The sequence below is a fragment of the Lutispora thermophila DSM 19022 genome (genome assembly GCF_900142105.1).
Classification (GTDB): domain Bacteria; phylum Bacillota; class Clostridia; order Lutisporales; family Lutisporaceae; genus Lutispora; species Lutispora thermophila.
The window spans coordinates 48,364-72,469 of sequence record NZ_FQZS01000010.1 but is presented as its reverse complement, the minus strand read 5'-3'; the positions used below and the strand labels follow the sequence as shown (position 1 = coordinate 72,469).

Genomic DNA, 24,106 nt, shown 5'->3' with positions numbered 1-24,106 from the left:
TTATTTTTATAAAAACAATAAAACTTTAAAATCTTTTATTTATTATAATTTAATTTAAAAATAAAATAAGGAATAGCAAAAATACCATTCCTAAATGTGCATAGTTACATCAATATTGGACTTTGATTCAATAATATCTACCATATAGCCTTCGTTCGTTAGAGTGGTTCTTAGATAATCAGAAACTGCCTTTATCATTATCTTTTCAGTGCCAAAATGTCCAGCATCGATGACATAAATGCCTTCTTCTAATGCATCTATTATCTGGTGATATTGCATATCGCCTGTTATAAGCACATCAGCACCAGCAAACTTTGCTGCACTTATAAAGCTGTTTCCTGATCCATTCAGCATGGCAACACTTCTAATAGCAGCATCCGGTGGACCTGAGAATCTCACATTTTCTACATCTAAAGCCTTTTTTATAAAATCAGCATACGAAGCTAACGTAACTTTGTTTTCTAGCTGGCCTATTCGTCCTAACCCAACTGATTTCCCTTGGTTTTTCAGCTCAAATATATCATAAGCAACTTCTTCATAGGGATGGGCTTTAAGCATTGCCTTTACAACAGGTTTAAGCATTGCTTCGGATACTATTGTCTCAACTCTATATTCATCAACCTTTTCCAGTTTACCTTTTTGTCCAATAAAAGGATTAGTTCCTTCCAAAGGTTTAAAAGTACCCATGCCTTTTACCCTAAAACTGCAATAGCTATAGTTTCCTATGCAACCTGCTCCCGCCTTGGACATTTCCTCCAATACCTTATCTTCATATCCTTCAGGTATGTATACAACTATCTTATATAATTGCTCTTCAAATGTGGTCTTGATAACTTCTGTCTTCTCAAAACCTAATTGTTTTGCAAAAATATCATTAAGTCCTCCCTGTGCAAAATCAAAATTGGTATGAGAAGAATAGACAGATATATCATTCTTTATAAGCTGAATAATCTTCCTACCTAAAGGTGTATCGCTAGTTATCTTCTTCAATGGATCAAATATGATGGGATGATGTGTAACTACCATATCAACACCTTTTTCAATAGCTTCATCTACAACCCATAGAGGTAAATCGAGGCAAACCATAATCTTATTTATTATACGCGCCCCGTCCCCTATAATAAGGCCAACATTATCCCAGTTTTCAGCAAACTTCTTAGGAGCTATTTTTTCCATAATGCTTGCTATCGTTCCACATTTAAGCTGAGCCATTTTTTAGCCTCCTTATAATCATTTAATTCTTTAATGCATTCTTTCATTCTTGCCTCACCATCAACTATGTTTGACGCTTTCATCTGTTCTATTATTCTAGTGTATTGTACTATTTTTTTGTCTATATACTCATGTAGTAAGAAAGTATTATTATAATAATATACTTCATTTATCTCATTCACATCATTTCTAGATTTTTCATCATAACAGCACCAAATTACTTCATAATACTTATCCTTTTCTTTGACAATCTTTCCTTCAAGTATTGAAAAAGAATTATCCAAAAGCCATTTTATCAAAAGTCTGCTGTCCCTCATGGGCTGTAGTATTATTTTGTCAGCACTTTTTGCTACCTCTAAACTTTCGCTAAGAATGCTTTGTATCAGTAAACCACCCATACCTGCTATAATAATTACATCCGCCTCATCATTATCCAGAACTTTTAAACCGTCTCCAACTCTTACCTCTATACGATCTTCTAATCTAAATCTCTTTATTCTCTTCCTAGATATTTCAGCTGGTCCAACATTTATATCCGTTGCAATAACTTTATCTGCTTTTCCATTATTTATGAGGTAAATAGGAAGATAGGCATGATCTGATCCAACATCTGCTATAACATCACATTTTTCTATGCTGTCTCCTATTGTCTTTAGTCTCGGGGTTAATTCCAATATATATCATCCTTTACTTTTAATAGCTTATATTTTATTATACTATACTTATGGAATTTCCATAAGTATAGATAAAAAATTAAAATAAGAAAGGTTTCCTTTGGAAGAATTTTAACAACCAAGGAAGCCTTTCTTGAAAGACCTTTACAGAAAGTATAAATTAAAAATTTATACTTTCCTAATATTATAAAAAAACTTCAAAGTCTATACTTTGAAGTTTCATTTCAAATGGTGGGCCTTCAGGGACTCGAACCCCGGACCAACCGGTTATGAGCCGGTTGCTCTAACCAACTGAGCTAAAGGCCCTGATATGGCTCCCCAAGTTGGACTCGAACCAACGACCCTGCGGTTAACAGCCGCATGCTCTACCGACTGAGCTATTGAGGAACAACTGACAAATATTATTCTACTAACTTTATGTTAAAATGTCAAGGGTAATTTTAAAAAATTTTTAATGGTTAGCAATGTTTCTAATCCTTAATATATGCCTTTCGCAAAAGTATTCCATGAAAAGCTTCCTTACAAATAAAAAGCTTCCATAGGAAGCCTTTCTATTCTAAATAATCTTTAAGTTTCTTACTTCTGCTAGGGTGTCTTAATTTTCTTAAAGCTTTTGCTTCAATCTGTCTTATTCTTTCTCTGGTTACATTGAATTCCTTACCAACTTCCTCCAGAGTTCTTGCTCTTCCATCATCAAGGCCAAATCTAAGCCTTAAAACTTTTTCTTCTCTTGGAGTCAATGTATCCAAAACTTCCATCAACTGCTCCTTAAGCAGGGTAAATGCTGCTGCTTCAGCTGGTGCAGGAACATCATCATCAGGTATAAAATCACCAAGATGACTATCCTCTTCTTCACCTATTGGAGTTTCAAGGGATACAGGCTCTTGTGCAATCTTCATAATCTCTCTTACCTTATCTTCTGATAATCCCATTTCTTCAGCAATTTCCTCTGGAAGAGGATCTCTACCCAATTCCTGAAGAAGCTGTCTTGAAACCCTTATAAGCTTGTTTATTGTCTCTACCATATGAACAGGTATTCTAATGGTTCTGGCTTGATCTGCGATTGCTCTTGTTATGGCCTGCCTAATCCACCATGTAGCATAAGTACTGAATTTAAAACCTTTTACATAATCGAATTTTTCAACAGCTTTAATAAGGCCAAGATTGCCTTCCTGTATTAAATCAAGGAACAACATACCTCGTCCTACATATCTTTTCGCTATGCTTACTACTAGCCTCAGATTTGCTTCGGTCAATTTTTTCTTGGCCTCCACATCTCCTTCTTTCATTCTTTTTGCTAATTCAATTTCTTCTTCTGGGCTAAGAAGAGGAACTTTTCCTATTTCTTTTAGATACATTCTTACAGGATCATCTATACTGATACCTTCTGGAACAGATAGATCCAGTTCAACCGGTTCTTCTTCATCATCAATGGGAGGTAAGTCAAGATCCACATCAACATTACCAACTACATCAATTCCCTTGGCTTCTAAATATTCATAAATCTTATCTATCTGATCCGGTTCCATCTCAACTTCTTCTAATGTATCCATTATCTCTTTATAAGTTAGCATTCCATTCTTAGTGCCCTTTTGAATCAATTCTTTTATATGGTTCATTTTTATTTCATCGTTCTTCAAAGTTATCCCCTCCCTTCCAGGAACTATTTCTTCTTCTTTTGTAACTCCATGATTTCTTTAAATAACTCATTGGACTTATCCTTATCCCCAATCTCATAATATTCATTCATTTTTTTTGTTAATTCCTCGATTCTTTTACGAATATGAGCTTGACGAAGTTTATCTATATATGAATCAATTAACTCAAAATCATAGCTTGATAGCTCAATATTAAAAACTTCAGCAGCCTTTTTAATACTCTCTTCATTATCTAAGTGGATTATTATTTCTCCAGCAGATATCATTTTTCCTTCTTTTATTTTTAAATTTATTATCTCTGCAATCCTTTGGTTTAGTTGGTTACTAAAATAATCTGGATTAATTTGTCTAAATATATATTCCGCTTTACTTTTATCTTGAAAACACATATTCAATAACTTTTTTTCTGCTATGAACTCACCACTTATAGCTTTTTTTGAAATTGTAACATTTATGCCACTAGTCCTATCAACTATATTATGCCTGTTATTTCCATTAGTATGCCTCTTTTTTATCCTGTTTAATTCATCATAAATAGCAGCTTCATTTATCTGCATCTCTCTAGAGTATTTCTTAATATATGCGTCGACTTCAGCAGGACTATCTATAGTATTTAAAATGGTTGCTAGTTGCTTAACAAATTTAACTCTTCCTTCGATTTCCTGTATATTTATATTTTGTTTCAAATTGTGGATTTTATATTCCACTAGGGACATACTGTTTTCTACTAAATTTTTAAAGGCATCCAACCCTTCTTTTCTTATATACTCATCCGGATCTTTACCTTTAGGAAGTCTTATCACTTTAACATTGCAACCTTCTTTCTCCAATATGGCCAATCCTCTTAGAGTAGCAGTCTGTCCGGCTACATCAGAGTCATAAGCAATTATTATTTCATCTGCATATCTTTTCAATAGCTTTGCTTGCTGCTCTGTAAATGCTGTCCCCAATGAAGCAACAGCATTATTTATTCCATATTGGTGCAAAGATATAGCATCCATATACCCTTCTACAACAATAATATTTTTCAAATCCTTTATCTGTTTTACAAGGTTTAAAGCATAAATATTATGTCCTTTATTATATATTGGTGTATCAGGAGAATTTAAGTACTTTGGTTTGCTATCATCCATTACTCTACCGCCAAAAGCAATAACATTCCCCTTTAAATCTATGATTGGAAACATAATTCTATTTCTAAATCTATCATAATAACCTTCATTATTATTCCTTTTTACTAAAAGTCCAGCAGAGTATAAATACTCCGGATCTATCCCCTTTGCAGCCATAAAGTTCTTCAGCCCTTCCCAAGAATTAAGGGAATATCCTAGTCCGAATCTTCTTATTATGTCTCTGCTAAGACCTCTATTGTAGAGGTATTTCATTGCTTGAGGATTTTTATTTAGATTCTTATAAAAAAACCTTGCGGCTTCTCTACTGATATTAATCAATAATTGCTTTTTTTTGGCTTTTTCGCTTTCTTTCTCACTTAAATTTTCCCTAATCTCAATGCCTGCTCTTTCTGCAAGAAACCTTAAAGATTCAGGATAGCTCATTCGCTCAATTTTCTGAATAAATGTACTTACATTTCCTCCTTCACCGCATCCAAAACAATAAAACAACTGTTTATCTTGAGACACATTAAAGGAAGGAGTCTTCTCCGAGTGAAAAGGACATAAACCTACATAATTTCTTCCTCTTTTTTTAAGGTTCATATATTGTGATATAACATCAACAATATCATTCTTCTCAAGGATCTCAGAAACAAGCTCTTCTGAGAAAAACATATCTTATACCACCTTTAAAACTTCTTGTTGCTAATCAACATTTTTTCTAAAGAAGCCATAAACCTATAATCATCTTCCTTGCTTCTTTTTGACGGTCCTTTAACACGACTGCCACTCCTCAATAACTTCATATTTTGGTGCCGTTTGTTCAATAAACCATCAATGTTTTCATTATCAAATACTCTTCCATCAAAAGAAATAGCATATGCTCCCTTTGACAACACCATAGCAGCAAGTCCATAATCACCGGTTACTATAATATCTCCCTTTACAGCTTTATTGATTATTGCCATATCTGCAGATTGAAATACATCATCTACATAAACAGGTTTTATATTATTCAGTTCATAAAAGTTAGTATAATGGCTTAAGCTGCATACAAACATAACTTCGATATTATATTTCCTTTTAATATTTAATATTATTTCCTTTACAGGGCATGCATCTGCATCGACTAGTATTTTCATAATTCTCCTTTTAAGGACACTGAATTAATATTTATTCGATATAAAATACAAATATCCTTTATTTTATTTTAAATCTGCCATGCAGTTGGTAAAAAAATTGATTTATACTTATTTAAAGCATATCTATCGGTCATGCCTGCTATATAATCACAGATTAATCGATGAATATCATCATCTGGTCTCTTATCTCTCAAATCCTGAGGAATTTCATCAGGATTATCAACAAAATACTTATAGAGCTGTTTTATTATATATTGCACCTTCTCTTCTTCTTCCTTTGCTTTTGAACCTATATATACATTGTCAAACATAAACTTTCTCAGATTTTTTGTTGCTTTATCAACATCCTTGCTCATTTTAATATAAGGCTTATCAATACTCTCAGTTATTATATCCGTTATCATGTTGTTAATTCTACTTTTATGAGTTGTACCTAGAATCTCTATAGATTCCTTTGGTAGGTCGTCATTGCTTAGTATTCCTGCTCTCAAAGCATCATCGATATCGTGATTGATATAAGCTATTCTATCCGAATACTTGACAATCATACCTTCCAATGTGGCAGGCATATTGTCTCCCGTATGATTAACTATTCCGTCTCTTACTTCCCATGTTAAATTTAATCCATTACTGTCTTCCAATACATCTACCACTCTTAGGCTTTGCTCATTATGCTTAAATCCTCCTGGATGAATGATATCAAGGACAGCTTCTCCTGCATGACCAAATGGTGTATGTCCAAGATCATGACCTAATGCAATAGCTTCTGTTAAATCTTCATTAAGCCTTAAGGCTCTTGCTATCGTTCTGGCAATTTGGGCTACTTCCAAAGTATGTGTGAGCCTCGTTCTATAGTGATCTTTTTCCGGTGATATAAAAACCTGAGTCTTGTGTTTAAGCCGTCTAAAAGCTTTAGAATGTATAATTCTATCTCTGTCTCTCTGAAAATCTGTTCTGATTTGACATTTTACTTCCTCACGTTCTCGTCCTCTGCTATTTGCAGATAGCACAGCATAAGGTGAAAGAATGCTCTTTTCAACTTCTTCGGTTCTCTGCCTTATATTCATAAAAACAACTCCTATTTAAAATACATACTATTATATACTACAAAAAATTGTATTTTCCTTTATTTAATTATTATTCTATAAACAAAGTAAGCCATCGAATATTGATACTCGATGACTTACTTTGTTTATATGTGTAATTTAAAGAAATATAATTCAATATTATTGATTGCGGAATATAAATTCTGCACTCTTTAATCTATCTAAAATAAGTCTTTATGTTCATGATTTTCAGCGTCCTTACTCTTTAGTAACACATCAACTCCATTATATAATAAATAAAAAGCAACAATGACACAGCCTATAGCATCAATATACTGAGTTGCAGGATGATTTGGAGCAATAGCCACTGATGTCAGTGCTGTTACTACGCATAAATCAACACAAGTCTTGGCCCGATACAACTTCTCCTGACCAGCAATTACTTGATTATACTTTTCTTGTGTCATTTTCCTATAAAGCCACCAGAACCAGGAGTTTGTCAATAATCCCAATGCTGCAATGATCAAACCCATGATTACATTTCCATTTGCATTATATATAAAGAGACGAAATACTCCCACAACAATCATAGCCATTCCTGAACATATCATAGCTTCAGAAACAGATAAATTAGCTATATGTTCCATGTGGTTACGATATTTATTCTCATATACCTGGTTATGATGATGTTTGCGATAAATCCACCAAGATACAAACAAAGCTACCAATTCTGCAGTGCGACGCAAGAAATCCGCTATTTGTGTTGCAGAATGACTTAATATTGCAGGTATACCCGTTACAATTGGTCCAGGTGCGCTTAGCAAGAGCGACATCAACATGACTTTCTCTCGATTGATGGACTGATTCTTGTTTATTTCTTTCATGTTAAACTCTTATTTTAGAAAGTAATATCACAAGTGAAAATATGGCTATGGCAGATACTAGATACATGGCAATTGATCCTTCCCAAGTTTTAGTTTCCTCCACCCAAGGGTGATTAATGGAATTACGTCCAAAGGCTTTGCCAACCAGAGCTGCTGCATCCCCGAAACCCAAGCTATAACAGAAGCAATGACAATAAACTTTCATTGTTCTCCCATCAATCCCCAGAATACCCCAATAAGAACAGCCATCATGAAAAAAGCTATTAACAAACTTAATTTTATTTCACCATTTTTTCGTTGAATAAAAATTTCCATTATCTTTGAAAATCTCTCAATATAGGTTATCAATGGATACAAAGCAATGGAAAATATTATAGCTGTAAGCATTGCTAAATACCATGTATTAAAGCCATAAACAAGCACAAACACAGATAAAAAACATGCCGTGTGAAGAAGCTTACGAAATATTTCTTTTGGCGGTTTCAAGAAAACTCTTATCATTAATAATAACAAAACTGCAACTACATAATATCCGATGAACATTCCAAATCCAGTTATAAATTCATTGAGCATTAATAAACTGCCCCCTTTCACTACTCTGGGTCAAAAATTAAATAGTAATTATATGTATTTAAACCAAATATGCTTTTTTATAGCCTAAAATAATTCCATGGGAATAAAGAAAGATACTATCTTTTAATACAACTAAAAGCTAGTATCTTTAGTTTAAATTATACTTTTCTTATTCTTTAATCAAGAACACTTCTATCATAATATGTCGTCAAAAATTACCTTGTTATGGCTTAACATAAACATTCTATAATTGTCTTCTTCCCAAACTTTGGTATAAGTAAGTCACAATCTTAGCACGGATACCTTCTCCCATGGGATTAAAACTGCTTTGAGTAACGCTAAAAAAGCCGTTTGTGTCCGCCCAGGCCACCGCATCGGTATAGTAATGCTCACCTAATCCAGCCGCTAACTCACTCCTCCCCAATGCATCAGGGCAATTTAACCCTCGCCAAAGAAAGGTAATAATCTGAACCTCACTGCAAACTGCGTTTGGACTAAAGGTTGTATCTGAAGTTCCTGAGGTGACACCTCTCTCCACAGCCCAAAGGACTGCTTTGCAAAAATAATCATTTTCAACTACATCAGCAAAAGGATTTGCTGAAATACGGGGCTCTGGACAACCCATAGCACGCCATAAAAAAGTTACAGTCTGACCTCTTGTGCAAGTCATATCAGGAGAAAACGTGGTAGATGTACTACCACCAGTTATACCGTTTTTTAATGCCCAATTTACCGCATTTACATAATAGGCATCCATGGCCACATCATTAAAAGGCAGCTGTTCTCCATAATTTGCTTCTAATTGTTCCATAGCTCCATGCAAATCCACAATACCCCAACCTGACTCTTCATCATAACCCTTAGAGCAAATATCCTGTGCGGAATTGCACATTAACTGTCGCAATTGATATGGTTTCAGTGTTGGGTCTTTGGTCAACAGATACGCTGCCACTCCGGTAACCCAAGCTGTAGAAAAGCTTGTGCCATTAACTTTTATAACCTCTCCTTTTGGGTTGACAGTTAATAATTTAAACCAGGAACTAATAAGTCCACATTCTTGTTGCGGTTGGAAAATAAAGCAGGACCATCCTTCGATTCATTGACAGTTCCTACACAAAGAACAGAGGGAAAGGCTCCTGGATAATATACTGTATCATTGCCATCATTACCCGCGCTGGAAACCACCAATACCCCATGTTGTTCCGCCCAAGCCGCCGCATCTCGAAGTGTAGGAGTATCTACTCTAGCTCCAGAACTGATGTTAATAATACGGCAACCATAAACATCTACAGCATCTCTTATAATTTGAGTTATCATAGGCAGCCCACCTTTAAGCGCCTTATCTTCTTTACTATAATAAACCAGCGGCACCAACTCTGCTGTTGGGCATAATCCCTTCAATGCCTGCTTTTTCACTTCCTACAATAATGCCAGCAACTGCAGTACCATGATCTATATCATCTTCAGTAGAATTGTTTGGTAAAATATAGTTATGTCCCTCTTTTAGATTATCAGCAGAGATAGCAACAGACGATATTCCGGTATCAATTATGGCAATGCGAATTTTATCTTCAGTTATTCCATAAGCAGGATTTGTAAGGGATACTGTGAATGATAATATTATAAAAATGAATAAAGCAAAGGTACCAAATCTTTTCACTTAAGTCACCTCACTTCTGGAAAAGAAATGTCAGCAGCAACACTACCGACACCTTCTTTAATTAATAATCTTTACTTCTAATACTACAGTATTTCATCCAACTATCTAAATCTATTCCTCAACAACTTCAGGGTTTGATTCACTCAAATCCTCCGATTCTACTTCATCTCCTTGATTTTCCGATTCTTCCGGTGTAATCTCATCACCGGAATCTGTCAAATTCTCCGATTCCTCCGGATCTCTTGGACTATTTTCATCCGGAGAAGCAGGTGGTGGAGTTGTTGTATCTACCGGATCACTCTCTTCTTTGGAATCTTTAGGATCAGCTAGAGTTTCCTGTTCTTCAGTATCGTCTAAATCTTCAGGATTAGCCGAGGTCTCCTAATTTTCAGTACCGTCTAAACCTTCCGGATCAACCAAAGGCTCTTGACCTAAAGCACCCCCCGGATTAACCATAAATAACGAATAACCACTTAAAGGTGCTCCGTAATAGAAATAACCATGACTATCCAAGGATGTTGTAGTATCCCAGTTAACGGCATTTTCAGCATAAGCTCCAACCCTAATCACATTGCTTCCTTGATTACTTATATTTATTTGAGCATTGCTTTCATTATTATATTTGTAGAGTGCACTGCTATTACCAGATGCAATGACGTTACCACCGTTGATGGAAATCCTAAAGGCTTCAATACCATAACTTTCTTGATCTGACATACCGGCTTCCGCTATTACCGTTCCACCACTGATAGTAATCAAATTAGGGCTCCAAATACCACGGCTATAACCATTGCTTGCATTATGGGCAGTGGCTTCAACTATACCTCCACTAATAGTTATATATCCGGCAGCATGGATAGCACTGTTGCTCTTTGCCTCTCCACCTTCAGCAGTAATGGTGCCGTTTTCAATATTGACATTGCCATAAACGCCATTGGCAGCAAGATTACTATTGCTAGCTTTGACACATATTCCGTAACTATCATTTCCGGTTCCACCTGTAACATTAAGGATTCCTTCTCCTTTGATCGTCAGGTCTCCATCTAGAAAATAAATGCCGCAGGCTCGTCCAACGCTTACATCTCGACTATTGGTAATATTGTTGGTAGTTTCACTTTCCAACTGAATGGTTAAGTTGCCCTCACAATAAATCGCCGCAAAGGTATAGCTATCATTGTTGGCTTTGGGATCGGAACTGATATATTCCATATTAACTCCTCTCAAAGTCAATGTATAATCACCGTTTTTAACTCCTAAGGATACCGTTCCATCACCAAGAACGTCGCTAGCATTTTTACTGGTTATCTGCATACCTTTTACCCATATCTTATGCTTAGCAGCGTTGTCAATCCACTTGTCAGTGAGGGTTAGATCAGTATCCGTCATAGTTTCATTCTCTTCAAGTCCCTTAGTCATCTCCTCATCCTTATACCAGCCAATAAAGGTATATCCCTCCCGAGTTGGTATTTCCTTTTGTTCTACCCCTCCCATCGTTTAAAGTCAAGTCGTCTCCAAACACTTCTTTGACCTCTTCAGTCTTTAAAGTTAATTTGACTAAGTACTCACCTGCTTTATCAAAGAAATTGCTGTCCATAATTTGTGCTTCAATAATCTGTTGTATTTCTTTCTCATTTTCATTAATGATTCTTTTTATTTCGCTTTCAGTTAATTCTGTCTCGTCATACAAATCCATTGCTGACATGACCTCTGATTCATCTACTTCTTCATAATGAATAATAGTATGGTCTCCATCTACAATAATCTCAATAATCTCAGCATAAGCTAAGCTCTCTACCTCTTCCTTCTCATAATCACCAGTATAAAACACCATATAGTCTCCAACATCTATAGTAATGTCATTTTTATCACTCATATCCTTATAATAGGAAATAAACTTATCCAATGCCATATTGTCAATAGTCAATGATGTTCTGCCTTCTGTCCACCCTGTTGTACCATCGTTATCATCTACATCGATAGGTAAAACATCTGGTGTAAAAGTTACATCCTCTGCTTCAGCGGCAACATAGTAATAAGTACTGCCATCGATTCTTATAATCTTCACATATGATACATCAGCATTATCAGTTTTTCTTTCTGTTCCTTTTTCTGGATTACGATCTGTAGGCTTTGTTCCTTCGTAAAATGCAACTATATCTCCCACCTGTATATCTTCTTTCCCTGTGTAAGTAAAACTGCTACTTCCATTGTTTTGAGTATAAGTAGCAACTCCTTGACTATCCAACGATGCCATATATAATCCTGCATATTCCATTAAGCTGGCTACATCTGAAGGGTTCAAATTTATATCATCTACTGAAAAATACTTTATGTCATTGTTTAGCTTTAGATTTAAAGTACCGTCTTTTTCTATGCTGAAATTAAAAAAGCGGACTTTTGTGATATCATATCGTTCATTGTTTTCTTTTAGATTTGCAGAAGCATCTGTGCTATCATCAAAGATCACATCTTCATCGATCAACTCAATTTGATAGGTATGACCAGGAGTAAATCTCCATTTGCAGATGATATGCTCCAAAATCCATTACCTTTGTCTTTGACCACGACTTTTTCAATTTTTATACTGTCCTCCTCGGTTTCTTCTGTTTCAGGAGTTTTATCCGGAGCCGTAATGTTTTTGAACTTAAAATCTCTCCCCTGTTTCGGTTTAATGTCAGATATTACTACAATGAAAAAATCAGAACCCTGATCCAAAGCACTAATATAGTTTGGAGTACCACCTGCATCTAAACTGATAGCATATGCAAACTTTGCATACAATGTTACATTGCCAGCAAGTTTGTCAGTAGCTGTTACAGGCTTACTTCTTTCTGAATCATAACACCATCCTAAAAACACCTTTCCAGCAGGTTGAGCAGGATTAGGCAGAGTTCCTAGCAGAGTATCCTTTTTATATAATTTTTCATCTCTGGTAGAATCAATCATAAATGTCACTTTATAATAAGTAGTACGATTTTCATCGGTGGGATCATCTTTAGAGTCATCCTTAGAATCATCTCTAGAGTTATCTTTAGAACCATTCCCAGATTTTTCTTTAGAATCATCTTTAGAATTGTTTTCAGATATATCTTTAGAATTACTTCCAGCAGCAGATGCTGGTGTCTCTAATATCTGGTCCATGTTTGGATTAATGCTGATCCTATTAGATGGCATCCCAGATTCCATATACCAAACTTTTACAGCCTTGTCGGTGCGCATACAAAGAGCAGCTGTCTCTGCACGGCTTGCAATGGCTGTAGGATTAAAGTTTATGCCATCACCAACCAGCAGACCAGCTCTCCATAACTTTAAAACCATCTCTCGAGCCCATGGCGATACCATATCTATATCTGCAGGAATCGTCGTAACATTAGCTCCTGTATCATAATTTACACCAAGGATTTCAAAGTAGCGCACAAAGAAAACAGCCATCTGTTCCCGTGTTATAATATCATTAGGATTAAATTTGCCATTCCCAACACCTGTAGTAATACCATATTTGGACGCCCAAGCTACAAAAGGAGCATAGTAGGAATCTGCTTCCACATCACTAAAAACTGATTGTCCCGTATATTCAGTCACATCCACTCCAGCCATGCGTCCCAGCACGGTAACAAACATTCCACGGTTCATCATGCCGTTTGGATCAAAAGTATTTGCACTGTTACCGCTAAAAAACTTATTTATACTTGCATACATCACCAACTGCCATCTTGAACATCATCAAATGGATTTTTAAAAATCTCTTTATCCTGAACTTTGTTGTTTGCTGTATTATACTGACTTCCCACATCGGCTATAACCTCTACAGGGAGTTGAGTAAACAGCATAGCCACCACAAGGAGGATAGATATTAATCGTTTTTTCACCTTGATTTAACCTCCTCTTTTGCTTATTGCTTATTGTGATAACCATAAGTTTCATTGCTTCAAATCACATAAATGCTAAAACAATTTCCTGATCTGATTGGCTTGTCCTATTCCACGCTGATATAAATCTCTCCGTTTACGGATTCAAAAGTCACAGGAGCTGAAAAAGCAACATTTCCTTGACTATCTCTCATGACATACATCATGATAAATAAACCGTCATTTAGCTCAATTTCTTTATTTGAATGAACTAAGACTCAGTTCAGACTAAGTCTTGAGCCTTTCTCGACCAATTATTCCATTTGATATTAAATCCAATAGTTATAAGATAAAAAAACATATGTTAATTTACATAAGGCTTACTAACCTTATCAATAATATAAGGCATTGTTTCTAAAATAACCTGATACTGCTTCACAACAGTGACCATATCTTCTGTCTCTCTGTACTCGCTTGGATCTGCCACACCATATCTTGCCGCATCAATCAGCAAGTAAACGATATTAAGCTCCTGTATTGTAGTTTCATCTGCTTCCCAACTATTCTCCTTAGCTACCAGAACTGCTTGATTGTACAAAGGCTCCAATTCAGTTAATACATCAGATATAGCCTGTATCTATTCTGGTGTCACATTCTCATAAGGCCAATCACCGTTCCTCGCAGAGGATGATGCAGTCTCTTCTTTCTGATATGCCCAACTGCAAGCAACAAGGCTCATGGGCATTACAAGTGCCATAGTAAATATCAACAGTTTCTTCATAGAAACCTTCTTTCATTTGAAATAGTGCACAGAAAAGTCCCTGTATCCAATCTATCAAAAAGTCATCTGTTAAAGCCGTTCTCTGCATGAAATAAGTTTTTTTCACATGAAATATTTTAGGATAACTTTTTGGAAATCTTTTTTATTATATAGAACCCACTTTTTGTCATGCTTAGAAGTTACCTGTGGAATTCCCTTATCCTTCTTTGTTATGTAATGAGATATGTTAGATTTGACAAATCTGATAATCTTACCTAAGGAGCATCAAAGGGATGGATTCATTTGCAACCTTTAATAAAAACGTCAGCTCCATCCCTTTAACTTTATGAGTAACTGTATCAAAAAAAGTACAAAAGCAAAAACCGTTCCTATGCTTCCTCTATTATCCATCTGTGATTTTCAAGTAACAACTCTGCTATTTTTTATTATATATTTAATGCAAAAAAACATATTTGCTTATTTATATTGTCCTACATTTAGAAGTCTCAACCTCGTAAAAATATATTTCCCTACGCAACTACTCCTTTATTTTCTTTCTCTCAACATAATATCGATAAAAATAGGTACTGCACTTAAGTTCATTGACGAACTCAAGCACAGTACTTTATATTTTACATACTATTGCAATTTATTCTTTTATTAATGTTTATAACTGCTTTATATGCTTTATTACCTTTACCTCTATTTCTTTTAAAATATTGCTTCGCAAGTGCAACTTGAAGTAGAGTTTATATAGCTATCTATAATTTCTTTTTCATCTTACAGTCACAATTGTAGCATTGTACAACGCTTTTTCCGAAAGTTCCTGCCCTAAACCTGGCAGCTCAGGAGCAGTAAAGTATCCATTTTGCGGCTGATAATCATACATACCTAGTTCAACATTATATTCTGCTTTATTGATTACATGATGTTCATGAATCAAAAAATTAGGAATCGCTGTCTCAAAATGCAAAGCTGCAGCTTGTACAATCGGGCTTCCACAAACGTGTATTTGTACACTAATATCATATGCATATGCCATATCGCAGATTTTTTTTGCTTCACTTATACCTCCACAATTTCCAAGATCAGGCTGTATCACTTGAACCGAATGATCGTTAAAAAAAGGGATATATGCACATCTTCCATAAAGTCTCTCCCCTTGTGCAATGGGAATATTTACTCTTTCGGATACATATCTGGTCATTTCAGGGTTTAGAGGTGTTACAGGTTCTTCATAATAATATATGTTGTATTTTTCCGCCATCCTGCCAAATTGAACAGCCGAAACTGCATCTGTACCACAATGATTCTCAATAATTATATCCACATCAGATCCCACTGCTTCTCTTACAGCAGCTAATCTTTCCTCTCCGAGACTCATAACATCACTTATAAGTGGTTTTGTTAACTCAGTATAAGTATGGGGAAATCCCTGTCTATTATAGTTTAAAAAATCAATTTTTATGCAATCAAAACCTTCACCAACAGCGATCTTAGCTGTTTCAGCATATTTATCCGGCGTACTTCCTGGCTCACATATTTTTCCCCACCCAAACTTGAAATCATTGCTCCAACCAAATTGCAATTGACTTGCATAGGTACGTAATTTATCATTTGTTCTTCCGCCAAGAAGCTTATATAAGGGCACGTTAAAAGCCTTTCCTTTAATGTCCCAGAGAGCCATATCTATTGCGCTTATGGCTGCAAACACAATGGTTCCTCCACCCTGTCCCCAGAATGTATTCCTATATAGCAGTTGCCAGATTGCTTCAGTATCCAAAGGATCTTTACCGATTATTAGAGGAGAAATATCCTGAATCATACTAAAAGCTGCAGGTGAACCTTTCCCATATGCTACAGAAGCTTCACCATATCCATATATCCCTTCATCGGTATTTATCCGGCATATAACTGGTCGAAAATCTTCAGTTCCTTCGCAATTGCATTTAATAACATCTACTTCTGTAATTTTCATTTTACTCCTCCCCTACCCTATTATCTGTATCTTCTCCATTTATCTAGTTAAATCCTCGGCCCATATGCTATTCTCAATTAATGACTTCAATTGCATCATCGAAGATTTCCCAGATGATAATTTATCTATCATAGCGTTTGCAGCAGGATGATAATATTCCCCTTTTTTCTCCGCTTCTTTTCCTGCAATTTTGGCTTTTTCAATTACCGTTGAATCCTTTAGTCTCATTTCATTCGGTATTGGATTCAATAACAATGTCCCCTTTCCTAAAGGTTGTCCATTATACTTACCTGTAATAGCAATAGGTTTGCTGTTTATCATAAATCCATCTACCACATCTGTATCTTTACCCCAAATGGATACATCATGTTCCAAAAGCCATTTGATAGTTGCTTCTATATCAACAACATCCTTTGGTGAGGTTGCAATTAATGCAACATCTAGACTTGTCAACGCAGGTAGATCCTCACATATTTCTTCACCTACAATATCTCCAATGCCACCCATACCAGCAGTTACTGCAATTCCAATTCTCATTAGCTCCGCTACTAGCATAGTTCCAGAAGCAGTAAGCGCTCCACTTAGACCACTCTTGCAAGATGTTTGGAAATTACCTTTATCAATACGTATTAACTCCATGGATCTATCGCGGAAACATAAGAATTCCGATATGTTTCCTATGATAACCTTTCCTTTGTCAACCCACGCTATACAATCATGTTCCCATGGCCACAACTCAGCAATAGTATTATTGTCAATAGATTTTAAGCCATGGGTTAATAATGCTGATTCAACGAGAAATTTAGTATTCATTAAATATATTACTCTCCTTTAACCCAATATTAATATCTTACAATACAAACAAAGTACTTAAATGTTATTCACTTGCTTCAATAACAGGTGTCAAGCTTAAGTTCCTCAGATTACCAATCATCAAAACTATTATGACAGCTATAAAAGGAAACATCTGAAGCAACTGAGAGGGTATTCCATAAGATGTTAAAGTAAATGTTAATGCATTTGTATACGCAAATAATATGCTTATCAGCGCAGCTTTAACTGGATTACCCTTACTTACAAGTATGGCGGCAAAAGCTAAGAAGCCTCGACCGGAACTCATATTTTCAGAAAACATGCTCAATCCCGATAAAGGTAAATATGCTCCACCTAGACCAGACATTATCCCCATAATCGCCAAACCTATCCATTTATATTTTAAAATATTGACACCGGCTGTTTGCGCTCCTATCTCATTAATTCCTATTGTTCTCAACCTCAGTCCAAAGGGTGTCTTATACATAATTATGGTACCTACCACAACAGATATATAGGCTATATACACCAGTATAATTTGGTTATTCAAAACTTCATTTATATATGGAATTTCTCTTAGAACAGGAATATCAATAGGTGAAAAATTTACTATCTTGGGACTATGAAAATATCCTCTGACTCCAAATATTTCAGTTAATAATAATGTTGTAACTGCCCATGCTCCAAAGTTCATAGCAATGCTTACAATCATTGGATTAGCTTTAAAATTCAATACAAACATTCCAAAAATCGCTGCTAATAACAGCCCTGCAAGAATAGCAAACAAAGTTCCCATATATGGGCTTCCTGTAAGATAACTGCCCCACGCAGCAAAAAAAGCGGCAGAAAGCATAAAACATTCAAAAGCAATGCAAAAGACTCCCGTGTGTTTATTGAATGAGCCACCTACACTTGTCAAAATAATGGGAGTACTTAGCCTGAATGTGGCCGACCATGTTACAGAACCAAATAGAATTCCTAGCATTGTCATCATATGTTCATCCCCCCATTATAATCAGGTTTCTTCAGCTCCATTTTTGATTTCCACTTATTAATTATGCTGTCATAATCAATTGATACAAACAGTACAAATAGCATCTGTATTATAATAACTATAAGCCTGTTCAATGAAGTCATGCGCTCCATATTCATAGCACCTTGCTTTAGGCCTCCCCAAATAATGGATACAAATATTACAGCAATTGGATTATTGTTAGACACACGCGCTATCATTATGCCATCCCATCCTAAGTTATTGCTAAAGCTGGAAGTAAATCTATAGTATGCACCTGTTATTTCTATTCCTCCACACAAACCAGATATAAAACCTGAGATTAAAAAGGCCATGAGAAATGATCTGGTAATGTTAACTCCGCCCATTCTTGCAAAATTCATATTCTGACCTATTTGGGTTAATTCATAGCCTTCTAAAGTGTACTTATAAAAAAAGGCAACTATCAATAAAACTGCAAGTGCTATAAAGATCCCAATGTTTGCGGTAGTACTTTTTATAATTATTGGTAGCTGGGCTGATTTTAATATTCTTGGTGTTGCTATAGATGCAGAACCATTAGCAGCCTGCTGACCACCCATTATTACCCACATAGTTATGTATTCAGTAAGATCTTTTGCAATAAAATTAAGTACTAAAGTTGTTATTAACTCATTAATCTTGAAATAAAGACGTAATAATGCCGGTATTAAAGCATATAACATTCCCATTATTGACGCAACTAACAAGCAGGCTATGGCATGTAATCCTGGTGGTAATTCTATGGAATATCCTATCACCGCTGCAGATAGTGCTCCTATGTATATCTGCCCTTCAATGCCCATATTTGCAACTCCGGATTTAAAGGCAATAGTAGCAGCTGCACCTACCAATAAACTGGATATGATCCAGCGTATTGTATTTCCAATGTTCATTACACTTCCGAAAGATCCTTGAAGAATATATCCCATTGCCCTCAAAGGCTTTTCTCCTTGAGCGGTAATCAATATACAGCCAAATACTAAGGTAAGGCCGATTGATATGCAATATTTCAACATGGCACTCTTTGCTTCACCATTAATTTCCAACTTCATCTATAACACCACCTAACATCATTAGACCAATTTGTTCTTCCGTTAATACCTTACTATTTGGATGCTCTATTATTGAACCATTGTACATTACCAATATCCTATCCGATAACTGCATTACTTCGTTGAGATCATGACTGATCAGAAGCACTGCAACACCAACTTGTGCCATTTGGATTATTCTGTTCCATATGAACTCAACAGAACCCACATCAATTCCTCTTGTAGGATCTTCTATTATAAGCAGTTTCTGATTTTGCAAAAATTCACGTCCTGCTATAAGCTTTTGAATGTTACCCCCGGACAGAGTCTTAATCTTATCTCCAATACCTTGAGTCTTAACCGCGTATTCATCAATTATTTTATTGGTAAATGCATTGATATCATTAAAGTCAAGCAGATGTTTTCTTTTAAAGCCTTTAACTCTATGATAGCCCATGATTGCATTTTCCCATATGGTTCCTTCTTTATTTGATCCTATGCCCGTCCTATCCTGAGCAATATATCCCATGCCCATCTTACGCCTGTTAGCTATTGTCTCATCCGTAATATTTCTACCGCAAAATATTATTTCACCATGCTTTTCTGCCGTTGAAAGACCAACTATTGCCTCAACTAGAGCTTTCTGCCCTGAAACTGCTATCCCGGATATGCCTACAATCTCACCGGCATGAACTTTGAAGCTTGCATTTTTAACCCTTATAACACCGGCAGAATCCTTAACCTTCAGATTACTTACTATCAATACAACATCTCCAGTCTTGCATTGTGGTTTATTTATCTGAAGCATCACTTCCCTACCTACCATAAGTCTTGCTAATTCCAATTCATTTGTTTCTTTTGCTGATAGAACCCCTGTAACTCTGCCATTTTTTAATATTGTTATATCATCAGATATTTCAAGTACTTCCTTTAATTTATGAGTAATAAATATTACAGTCTTACCCTGTTTTACTAAAAATCTTATAGCGTCAAGCAAACCTTGTACCCCTTGAGGAGTCAATACGGAAGTGGGTTCATCCAATATTATTATATCTGCGTTTCTATATAATACTTTTATTATTTCAACTTGCTGCAAAGTTGCAATTGGCAAATCATTGACCAATGCATCCAGTGGGATGTTGAAATTATACTTCTTGCATATTTCTTCTACCTTCCTTCTTGACTCTTTATAGTCTATAAACATACCGTTTTTCTGCTCAAATCCAACTATAATGTTATCAAGTACCGACATGCCCTGAAAAGTCATAAACTCCTGATATACCATTCCAATTCCATGACGAACCGCATCCAATGGATTTTTGAATTCTACCAGTTCACCACGAATATATATTTCACCACTATCAGGAGTTTGAATATTGGTCAGAATATTCATAAGAGTACTCTTTCCAGCACCATTTTCACCTATAAGAGCATGTACTGTACCAGGTCTGACTCTGAATGTAATGTTGTCATTTGCTACCAGATTTTTGAATCTTTTATTTATGTTGCGCATTTCCAATATATATTCATAGCTGTTCATACATCTTTCTCCTTGATATGTAAATATAGGAACGTATGAACGTTCCTATATTTACGAAGCTGATATTATTTAGTAATTCAATTTATATTGTTCAAATCCTTTGTAAACATCAACTTTTCCGCTCTTAATATCATCAATTAACTGATTAACTTTTAATAGCAAATGTTCAGGAATATTGCCTGCATCTCTTTGATCATACACAGCACCGCCTGATGCTATATCAAAGTTTATAGATGTGGCATACTGCTTTCCAGAAACATGCCCTTCTGCTAGGGTTTTAACTGCTACATCCATTGATTTTACTGCTGACCAGAATACACATGGATCTATATATCCCTGCCAGTTGTCAACACCGATGCATTTTATGCCTGCTTCAGCACAAGCGGATATTACTCCAGGTCCTCCTAAATAAGCGCTTTGATATATTATATCAATATCATTATTTTTTATCATTGTTTTTGCTGTTTCCTGGCCCTTAACCGGATCAAAAGGATCTCCTGTAAAAGCAGTAATTACATTTTTGCCTAGATCAGCATACTGTACACCGGCTATAAAACCATCACGGAATCTATGAACCTTCAAAATATCCTTATGACCTATCCATCCTATATCCTTCTTATCAGTCATATGTGCAGCTACATATCCTGCCACAAAGGATGACTCAAATGGATCGACCGTTACACTGGTAACATTGGCTTTATCATGTTCCATGTATGTATCCAGCAAGAAAATATGTAAATCAGGATATTGTTCAGCTAATTCATCAGCAAGATCCAATGCTACATTGCTTAACTCATCAAACATAGTAAACATAGCAGTATATCCCTGAGCTGCCATGGCTCTGATTTGCTCCGGATACTCTGATGCTTCTTTTACTTCAATGCACTTAACTTCCCATCCTTCTTTTTCCAACTCTTTAAAGCCGCTCCAAATTAAATCTGTGAAATCATTGCCTAATGGTGATGTAGTAATATAAACAGCTTTTTTTGCAATAGTCTTTTCATCTGATGCTACTGGCTCTGCTGTCGCTGGTTCTGAGTTTGCGCTATTGCTTGTACATCCTACAAAAACAAACATCATAACACAAACCATTATTAAGCATAATACTCTCTTCATTTCTGTTTTCCTTCCTCCTTATTTTTCAATGAAATTTCTGCGTTGATTAAATCATGCTTGGAATTATAACATCTTGAGCAAAAGGCTTTTAAGAGTAGAAAAATGAACTTTACCTCATTGCATTAGCATGTCTAACATATCAATGCAGTCGATAATTGTCGTAATTAGTCTTAATTCATACTTATAGTAACATTTGCAAATGAAGAAAGTAAAATTCATAATATCTATTGAGTTTGTTGCTTTAATAAGTTTTTTCTATAATATTCCTAACTTACCAATAGCCATTGAAGAATCAACTTCATTATTGTTTACTTGTTCATTGCTAAAATCATATAATAACATCTGGTAATTCATTATTCAAAAAGAGTTTAAAACTGTTTTGTAGATTTAATTGAAAAGCTATTTGCATAACTTCTTTGGCTTACCTGCATAGCAGGTGGTCTAATGTTTCGCATAGCTAACTTCTATCGAGAAACTCGCTTTATGCTCAACAAGCTAAAACACATAACAAAAGGGTTCTATAATAAACATTATGTGGCAATAGTTCCATTATTTATCATAGAACCCTTTTTTAACAGGTCTAAAATATGTCGGTTTTAGTATCTTTTTCTCCTAATATTTTTAAGCTTCTCTTATCCACCTGCAAATTCCTATTTACTTTGGTACTCTGACATAATTTTATCTATAAAATCGTCTGGATCTGCAAACTCACCTGTATATGGATTATATGTACAATACCAAGGTTTAGCATATATATCATTGGAAAGTGAATCTGGTCTGCAATCAAAACAAGCAAGCCTAAATTCACAATCTTTACATTCATCAATCTGGCCTTTATTAAATGTAAGTATATTATGATCTATTATATCACTCAATTTCTTTTCTTTTATATTCCCATGCGATATACGCCTTTCCATTACACATGGATACACTGTTAAATCAGCTGATATATATAAGTTTTTAGAGAAGCAATTATGTGCATTTAGAAGTCTCTCAATAACCTTAAAATTTAATTTCCTGGTAAAACTCTTTTCAGTAATTAACCTCTTATATATTAACTCCCTTGTAAGAAGATTGGCATTACCACGACCTGACATCCTAATTACATCTTTATTTGGATTAAGTTTATATAAATCAGTGTTTCTTTCACATAATTCGACACCTGCCATGAGCACATTGGCAGTTCGATATTTTACGTTGTATTTTCTAAGCAGCTCCAAACATCTTATGGTACGTTCATGACTACCTTGTATATTTGTAACATAGTCATGTTTATTTTCATCATATGAATAGACAGAAACAGCAACTTGTATAGATTGATCAGCAAAAAAAGATGCTAGGTCTTCAGTAAGCAAGGTGCCGTTTGTAAAAATTTCAATACTATCAAACTTGCTACTAGCATACATAATCATTTTCTTTAATCTTTCATTACCAACAATTAGTGGTTCTCCTCCAATAAGCTGAATTCTTTTTATTCCTAGGTCTGCGACTTGGTCAACGACATATTTATACTCTTCCAAGCTCATAGAGATATTGCTTTTTTCACTTGATTCATTATAACAATGTATACAACGCAAATTGCACCGCTGTGTTATTTCAATCCATGCAAATGATAATCTTTTAATTCTGCTTTTTAATTCAAGACAATTATCATCCAAACAGGCATTTGACTTTATTATAAAATTTTTATTGATTAGAGATTGAATAAGTTCGCTATTAATCAATTCTTCGTTACCTTGTAAAAAATCTTTTAAAAGAATAGTATCTTCACGTGTAATGCTATATAAATTACATTCATTCAAATCATAAATACATGAACGGGTTTTCCCCTCAGTTAAGTAAATATTTTTTCCAAGCTTATACATCTTATCTCCTCTTTATAATTTCTACTATAAATTAAAGAATAATATAGCACCTAAATATATTAGGTGCATCTAATAAGTAAATTGATATTAATAATTCTTTAATAAATATCTATCATCCAATGGATACACATATCAGATAAGCATACATCGTAATATTAATG

General features: G+C 35.1%; 25 protein-coding genes and 2 tRNA genes. All 27 read right to left on the bottom strand.

Translation table 11 applies throughout. The features are described 5' to 3' along the window. Window positions 1–90: 90 nt before the first annotated feature. Window positions 91–1,212, bottom strand: coding sequence for a Nif3-like dinuclear metal center hexameric protein (locus BUB48_RS08410; RefSeq protein ID WP_073025799.1), 1,122 nt, complete (start codon window positions 1,210–1,212; stop codon window positions 91–93). Continuing rightward, on the bottom strand, window positions 1,185–1,886 hold the full coding sequence (locus tag BUB48_RS08405) for a tRNA (adenine(22)-N(1))-methyltransferase (protein WP_073025798.1): 702 nt from the start codon (window positions 1,884–1,886) through the stop codon (window positions 1,185–1,187). Before BUB48_RS08405 ends, BUB48_RS08410 begins: the two co-directional genes overlap by 28 nt. 229 nt (window positions 1,887–2,115) lie before the next feature. Beyond that, window positions 2,116–2,192: transfer RNA gene (locus tag BUB48_RS08400), tRNA-Ile, on the bottom strand. 5 nt (window positions 2,193–2,197) lie between these two features. After that, window positions 2,198–2,273: transfer RNA gene (locus tag BUB48_RS08395), tRNA-Asn, on the bottom strand. A 164-nt stretch (window positions 2,274–2,437) separates the two neighbouring features. After that, window positions 2,438–3,505, bottom strand: a complete 1,068-nt coding sequence (gene rpoD, locus BUB48_RS08390; protein ID WP_084524455.1) for an RNA polymerase sigma factor RpoD — start codon at window positions 3,503–3,505, stop codon at window positions 2,438–2,440. Between the two features lie 44 nt (window positions 3,506–3,549). Next, the gene (dnaG, locus tag BUB48_RS08385) at window positions 3,550–5,331 is read right to left on the bottom strand and encodes a DNA primase (RefSeq protein ID WP_073025796.1); all 1,782 of its coding nucleotides are present in this window, start codon (window positions 5,329–5,331) and stop codon (window positions 3,550–3,552) included. 14 nt (window positions 5,332–5,345) lie between these two features. Further along, window positions 5,346–5,798, bottom strand: a complete 453-nt coding sequence (locus BUB48_RS08380) for a YaiI/YqxD family protein (protein ID WP_073025795.1) — start codon at window positions 5,796–5,798, stop codon at window positions 5,346–5,348. Window positions 5,799–5,866: 68 nt separating this feature from the next. Beyond that, window positions 5,867–6,865, bottom strand: a complete 999-nt coding sequence (locus BUB48_RS08375; RefSeq protein ID WP_073025794.1) for a deoxyguanosinetriphosphate triphosphohydrolase — start codon at window positions 6,863–6,865, stop codon at window positions 5,867–5,869. A gap of 200 nt (window positions 6,866–7,065) precedes the next feature. Next, window positions 7,066–7,728 (bottom strand): cation transporter, encoded by a 663-nt coding sequence (locus tag BUB48_RS08370; protein ID WP_073025793.1) that lies wholly within the window; start codon window positions 7,726–7,728, stop codon window positions 7,066–7,068. A 1-nt stretch (window position 7,729) separates the two neighbouring features. Next, window positions 7,730–7,933 (bottom strand): diacylglycerol/polyprenol kinase family protein, encoded by a 204-nt coding sequence (locus tag BUB48_RS08365; RefSeq protein WP_073025792.1) that lies wholly within the window; start codon window positions 7,931–7,933, stop codon window positions 7,730–7,732. Further along, window positions 7,930–8,301, bottom strand: coding sequence for a hypothetical protein (locus tag BUB48_RS08360; protein ID WP_073025791.1), 372 nt, complete (start codon window positions 8,299–8,301; stop codon window positions 7,930–7,932). Before BUB48_RS08360 ends, BUB48_RS08365 begins: the two co-directional genes overlap by 4 nt. Window positions 8,302–8,545: 244 nt before the next feature. Continuing rightward, window positions 8,546–9,346, bottom strand: a complete 801-nt coding sequence (locus tag BUB48_RS18840) for an S-layer homology domain-containing protein (RefSeq protein ID WP_278308951.1) — start codon at window positions 9,344–9,346, stop codon at window positions 8,546–8,548. Then, on the bottom strand, window positions 9,322–9,672 hold the full coding sequence (locus BUB48_RS18835; protein WP_278308950.1) for a S8 family serine peptidase: 351 nt from the start codon (window positions 9,670–9,672) through the stop codon (window positions 9,322–9,324). Before BUB48_RS18835 ends, BUB48_RS18840 begins: the two co-directional genes overlap by 25 nt. Beyond that, the gene (locus tag BUB48_RS18830; protein ID WP_073025788.1) at window positions 9,653–9,961 is read right to left on the bottom strand and encodes a S8 family serine peptidase; all 309 of its coding nucleotides are present in this window, start codon (window positions 9,959–9,961) and stop codon (window positions 9,653–9,655) included. The genes BUB48_RS18835 and BUB48_RS18830 overlap by 20 nt, the downstream gene beginning before the upstream one ends. Window positions 9,962–10,342: 381 nt before the next feature. Beyond that, entirely contained in the window at window positions 10,343–11,452 is a 1,110-nt protein-coding gene (locus BUB48_RS08340) for a carbohydrate-binding domain-containing protein (RefSeq protein ID WP_073025787.1), read from the bottom strand. Beyond that, window positions 11,388–12,500 (bottom strand): hypothetical protein, encoded by a 1,113-nt coding sequence (locus BUB48_RS08335; protein ID WP_139249946.1) that lies wholly within the window; start codon window positions 12,498–12,500, stop codon window positions 11,388–11,390. Before BUB48_RS08335 ends, BUB48_RS08340 begins: the two co-directional genes overlap by 65 nt. Further along, the gene (locus tag BUB48_RS18100; RefSeq protein ID WP_073025785.1) at window positions 12,440–13,660 is read right to left on the bottom strand and encodes an S-layer homology domain-containing protein; all 1,221 of its coding nucleotides are present in this window, start codon (window positions 13,658–13,660) and stop codon (window positions 12,440–12,442) included. Before BUB48_RS18100 ends, BUB48_RS08335 begins: the two co-directional genes overlap by 61 nt. Then, window positions 13,660–13,830: a hypothetical protein gene (locus BUB48_RS18095; RefSeq protein ID WP_175548391.1), complete on the bottom strand. Its 171-nt coding sequence runs from the start codon at window positions 13,828–13,830 to the stop codon at window positions 13,660–13,662. Before BUB48_RS18095 ends, BUB48_RS18100 begins: the two co-directional genes overlap by 1 nt. Window positions 13,831–14,173: 343 nt before the next feature. Beyond that, entirely contained in the window at window positions 14,174–14,407 is a 234-nt protein-coding gene (locus BUB48_RS08325) for a hypothetical protein (protein WP_073025784.1), read from the bottom strand. A gap of 39 nt (window positions 14,408–14,446) precedes the next feature. Beyond that, window positions 14,447–14,590 (bottom strand): hypothetical protein, encoded by a 144-nt coding sequence (locus BUB48_RS18090; RefSeq protein WP_175548390.1) that lies wholly within the window; start codon window positions 14,588–14,590, stop codon window positions 14,447–14,449. 754 nt (window positions 14,591–15,344) lie between these two features. After that, window positions 15,345–16,547 (bottom strand): mandelate racemase/muconate lactonizing enzyme family protein, encoded by a 1,203-nt coding sequence (locus tag BUB48_RS08320; RefSeq protein ID WP_073025783.1) that lies wholly within the window; start codon window positions 16,545–16,547, stop codon window positions 15,345–15,347. Between the two features lie 39 nt (window positions 16,548–16,586). After that, window positions 16,587–17,360, bottom strand: coding sequence for a pseudouridine-5'-phosphate glycosidase (locus BUB48_RS08315; protein ID WP_073025782.1), 774 nt, complete (start codon window positions 17,358–17,360; stop codon window positions 16,587–16,589). Between the two features lie 64 nt (window positions 17,361–17,424). After that, window positions 17,425–18,354 (bottom strand): ABC transporter permease, encoded by a 930-nt coding sequence (locus tag BUB48_RS08310; RefSeq protein ID WP_242944186.1) that lies wholly within the window; start codon window positions 18,352–18,354, stop codon window positions 17,425–17,427. Beyond that, on the bottom strand, window positions 18,351–19,445 hold the full coding sequence (locus tag BUB48_RS08305) for an ABC transporter permease (protein ID WP_073025781.1): 1,095 nt from the start codon (window positions 19,443–19,445) through the stop codon (window positions 18,351–18,353). Before BUB48_RS08305 ends, BUB48_RS08310 begins: the two co-directional genes overlap by 4 nt. Beyond that, window positions 19,429–20,964, bottom strand: coding sequence for an ABC transporter ATP-binding protein (locus BUB48_RS08300; RefSeq protein ID WP_073025780.1), 1,536 nt, complete (start codon window positions 20,962–20,964; stop codon window positions 19,429–19,431). The genes BUB48_RS08305 and BUB48_RS08300 overlap by 17 nt, the downstream gene beginning before the upstream one ends. Window positions 20,965–21,033: 69 nt before the next feature. Next, window positions 21,034–22,080 carry a BMP family ABC transporter substrate-binding protein gene (locus BUB48_RS08295; RefSeq protein WP_073025779.1) on the bottom strand — a complete coding sequence of 349 codons (1,047 nt, stop codon included), beginning with the start codon at window positions 22,078–22,080 and terminating at the stop codon, window positions 21,034–21,036. A gap of 650 nt (window positions 22,081–22,730) precedes the next feature. Continuing rightward, window positions 22,731–23,945 (bottom strand): radical SAM protein, encoded by a 1,215-nt coding sequence (locus tag BUB48_RS08290; RefSeq protein WP_073025778.1) that lies wholly within the window; start codon window positions 23,943–23,945, stop codon window positions 22,731–22,733. Between the last annotated feature and the right edge of the window lie 161 nt (window positions 23,946–24,106).